The 2821-nt window shown below is 30.8% G+C and carries 4 protein-coding genes; all 4 read left to right on the top strand.

What is annotated here, in order from left to right; translation table 11 throughout:
- Window positions 1-67 precede the first annotated feature (67 nt).
- Window positions 68-583, top strand: coding sequence for a hypothetical protein (locus QP860_RS10375; protein WP_350338483.1), 516 nt, complete (start codon window positions 68-70; stop codon window positions 581-583).
- 269 nt (window positions 584-852) lie between these two features.
- On the top strand, window positions 853-1263 hold the full coding sequence (locus QP860_RS10370; protein ID WP_284912774.1) for an RNA polymerase sigma factor: 411 nt from the start codon (window positions 853-855) through the stop codon (window positions 1261-1263).
- Window positions 1264-1805: 542 nt separating this feature from the next.
- The gene (locus QP860_RS10365) at window positions 1806-1961 is read left to right on the top strand and encodes a hypothetical protein (RefSeq protein ID WP_002837550.1); all 156 of its coding nucleotides are present in this window, start codon (window positions 1806-1808) and stop codon (window positions 1959-1961) included.
- A 100-nt stretch (window positions 1962-2061) separates the two neighbouring features.
- Window positions 2062-2821: recombinase family protein (locus QP860_RS10360; RefSeq protein WP_284912773.1), on the top strand; the 760-nt coding region annotated here is incomplete at its 3' end.

The following is a 2821-nucleotide window of genomic DNA, read 5'->3' as shown; positions in this document are numbered from 1 at the left end:
TTTGTAAATAAGCTGTATTGGGGTGATTAGATTGAGAATAAGTAAAACTTTAAAGAATATAATGGACATGTATGCAGATAGTAACTTGAAATTTGAAGAGATTAGTTCAGCTGCAAAACTTATTTTAAGTTTATATAGACAAGTTACCTGGGCAGTAGATAGCAGGGCAAATTTTATGATGTTTGAGAGTAAAGAAAACTATGGATCAACTTCAGAATCTGCTTACTTGTATCTTTCTACATTTGCTCCAGAAAAAGTTGAAGAAAAGTTTAATAATAGAGTTTCCAATGTAATGGATAGTAAGCTTATGCTTTTAATAATTTATGATGCCTGTGTTAGGCTAAAAGTTTATCCAGAGTATGGAGAAATCTATCATAAGATTATTTACAACTACTATATTTCTGAAAAAAAGATTACTGATGAAGCTTGTATGAGAAGCGTATCTTTAGAGAGAACTGTTTATTATCAAAGAAAGAAGGAAGCAATTGCATTGGTTGGTGTAATAATTTGGGGATATACTTTACCAACTGCTATTAGTCAACTTGAAGACGGTCGTAGCATTGATGATATAATGAACATTTAAAAAATTAAATTATGACGAACTGATTGCGTACTATTTCCGAATGAAAAAAGTACCATATACGAATTTTATATGTACTTAAGTGCATATATAATATCCATGATGGGTGATTAGCACCTAAATTTAATATTGGCATTCATTGACTGAAAGAATTTATTTTCTTTCGGTCTTTTTTTATGCCCAGGAGAGTATATGCATAGAATTAGAAGCCCTCCTTGTGTGAATTTTATTTTCAAACAAAAGAAATTCATGTCAACAAGGAGGAAAAATTAATGAACAAAGAATATTATTTATTTGTAGAAGGAAAGAAAGTATTTGTTAGCAAGGAAGTATATCTTGCTTATCATAGTGAATTGAATAAAGAGAAATATCAAACGAGAAGAGACAGGTTAAATAACTGTTTCTTTTTTTGTTCCTATGATCATGATGGTAATTTTGAAGAAAATTTAGAAGATCTGGAATTTGATGTTGAAAAAATTATCGAAACAAAGGAAATGATTGAAGAAGTAAGAAGAGCTATTTCTAAACTCAATCCTGTTGAAAGGGATTTGATAGAAAGTCTTTTTTATAAAGAAGAAACAATTAGAGAAGTAGCTGCTAAACTGAATATTTCTCATCCAGCCGTTATTAAAAGGTGTAATAAAGTCTTAGAAAAACTAAAGGAAATGTTGGAAGACTTTTAGATGACAATTGCCAAGAGGGTCTAATTTTCACTGTTACTTATACAGTGGGAATTGGACCTTTTTATTTAACCAAATTTATTTTTGAAAATTGGTTACCAAGAAAGACTTCTTTTCACTATTAAGTATAAGAGGGTAATTTTAAACAATTTTGTTTCATCAAGATAAGTATTTTCTGATGGTCAAAATTTAAAAAGATTAATAACTCTCGATAAATTTTGAACCTTAACAACTGAATAGACCAAGACAAGACATTAATCATTTTTGGAGCGTGATAACCTATCCGCCAAGATCTTTCTGCTGGATAATTCGGCAAAACAAGTACTGCTAAGCTAAAAGCAAGGGAAGAAGAAAGGGAGCGATAAGTAAGAGTTTGAATATAGGGAGGGATACCCTATTCGCTATGAAGAAAATGAGGATAATGATACTTCTAAGGTTGAAGCCGGCTCATCCTGAACAGAGGCGGAGGTGAGATTCCTATGTTGCTAATCCAAGGCACTTGTCAATGTCAAAAAACTTTAATTTTATATTGTGAGGTAAAACCTATGAATACAAAAGAAAAGAAGAAATATAAACCTAAAGAGCAAATATCAAAAGAAGATTATTCTAAAAAAATTACTTACACTCAAAGTGATAAAGAGTCCCTCGACTTACTAGATATTGTTGAGCTTTATTTATGTAGAGCTTGTATAAGACTATAAGCTGGGGTGCTGACTTAAAAACTTGGGTGCGGTAAAATATAAGTGGTAGAAGAACTCCTTAATGACTATTTGCCCAAATACAAATTAAGGAGGTTTTGTGATGGAAAAATTTGCTTGTATGTATCTTCGTTTATCAAGAGAGGATGGAGATAGCACAGAAAGTAATTCTATTTCAAATCAAAGACAGATTATCAAATCATATGCAAGGGACAATGATTTTAAAGTTGTTGCTGAATATGTAGACGATGGCTTTTCAGGATCTAATTTTGACAGACCAAAATTTAAGAAGATGATTCAAGATCTTGAAGAAAAGAAGTTCAAAACAATTATTGTGAAAGACTTATCTCGTTTTGGGAGAGATTATATCGAATCAGGTAAATATCTACAAAAGATATTTCCAGAAAAAGGTATAAGGTTTATATCCGTAAACGATAACTATGACAGTGAAAATGCAGATGTAAGCGATACACACTTAATTCTTCCAATAAGAAACTTTATTAATGATTCTTATTGTAGGGATATTTCTATGAAGGTTAAATCTTCAAAAGAAATTAAAAGGAAGAATGGTGAATTTATTGGTGCATTTGCTCCTTTTGGTTATAAGAAGGATAGCAAAAACAAACATAAGTTAGTCGTTGATACAGAAGTTTCACACATAATTGAAAGAATTTTCAATATGAAGATAGATGGTTATTCATCTAAGGCTATTGCAGATTTTTTAAATAGCATAGGTTGTGTAACACCATCTAAGCATAAAGAAAATTCTGGCGATAATCATACTACTGGTTTTATTGTTAAAGACTCTAAATGGGACGCAAAAATGGTCAATAGGATTATTACAAACAAGGTCTATATAGGAG

It is taken from the genome of Aerococcus sp. UMB1112A (assembly GCF_030230715.1).
In the GTDB taxonomy this organism is placed as follows: Bacteria; Bacillota; Bacilli; order Lactobacillales; family Aerococcaceae; genus Aerococcus.
This window is presented reverse-complemented; position numbering and strand designations above follow the sequence as displayed.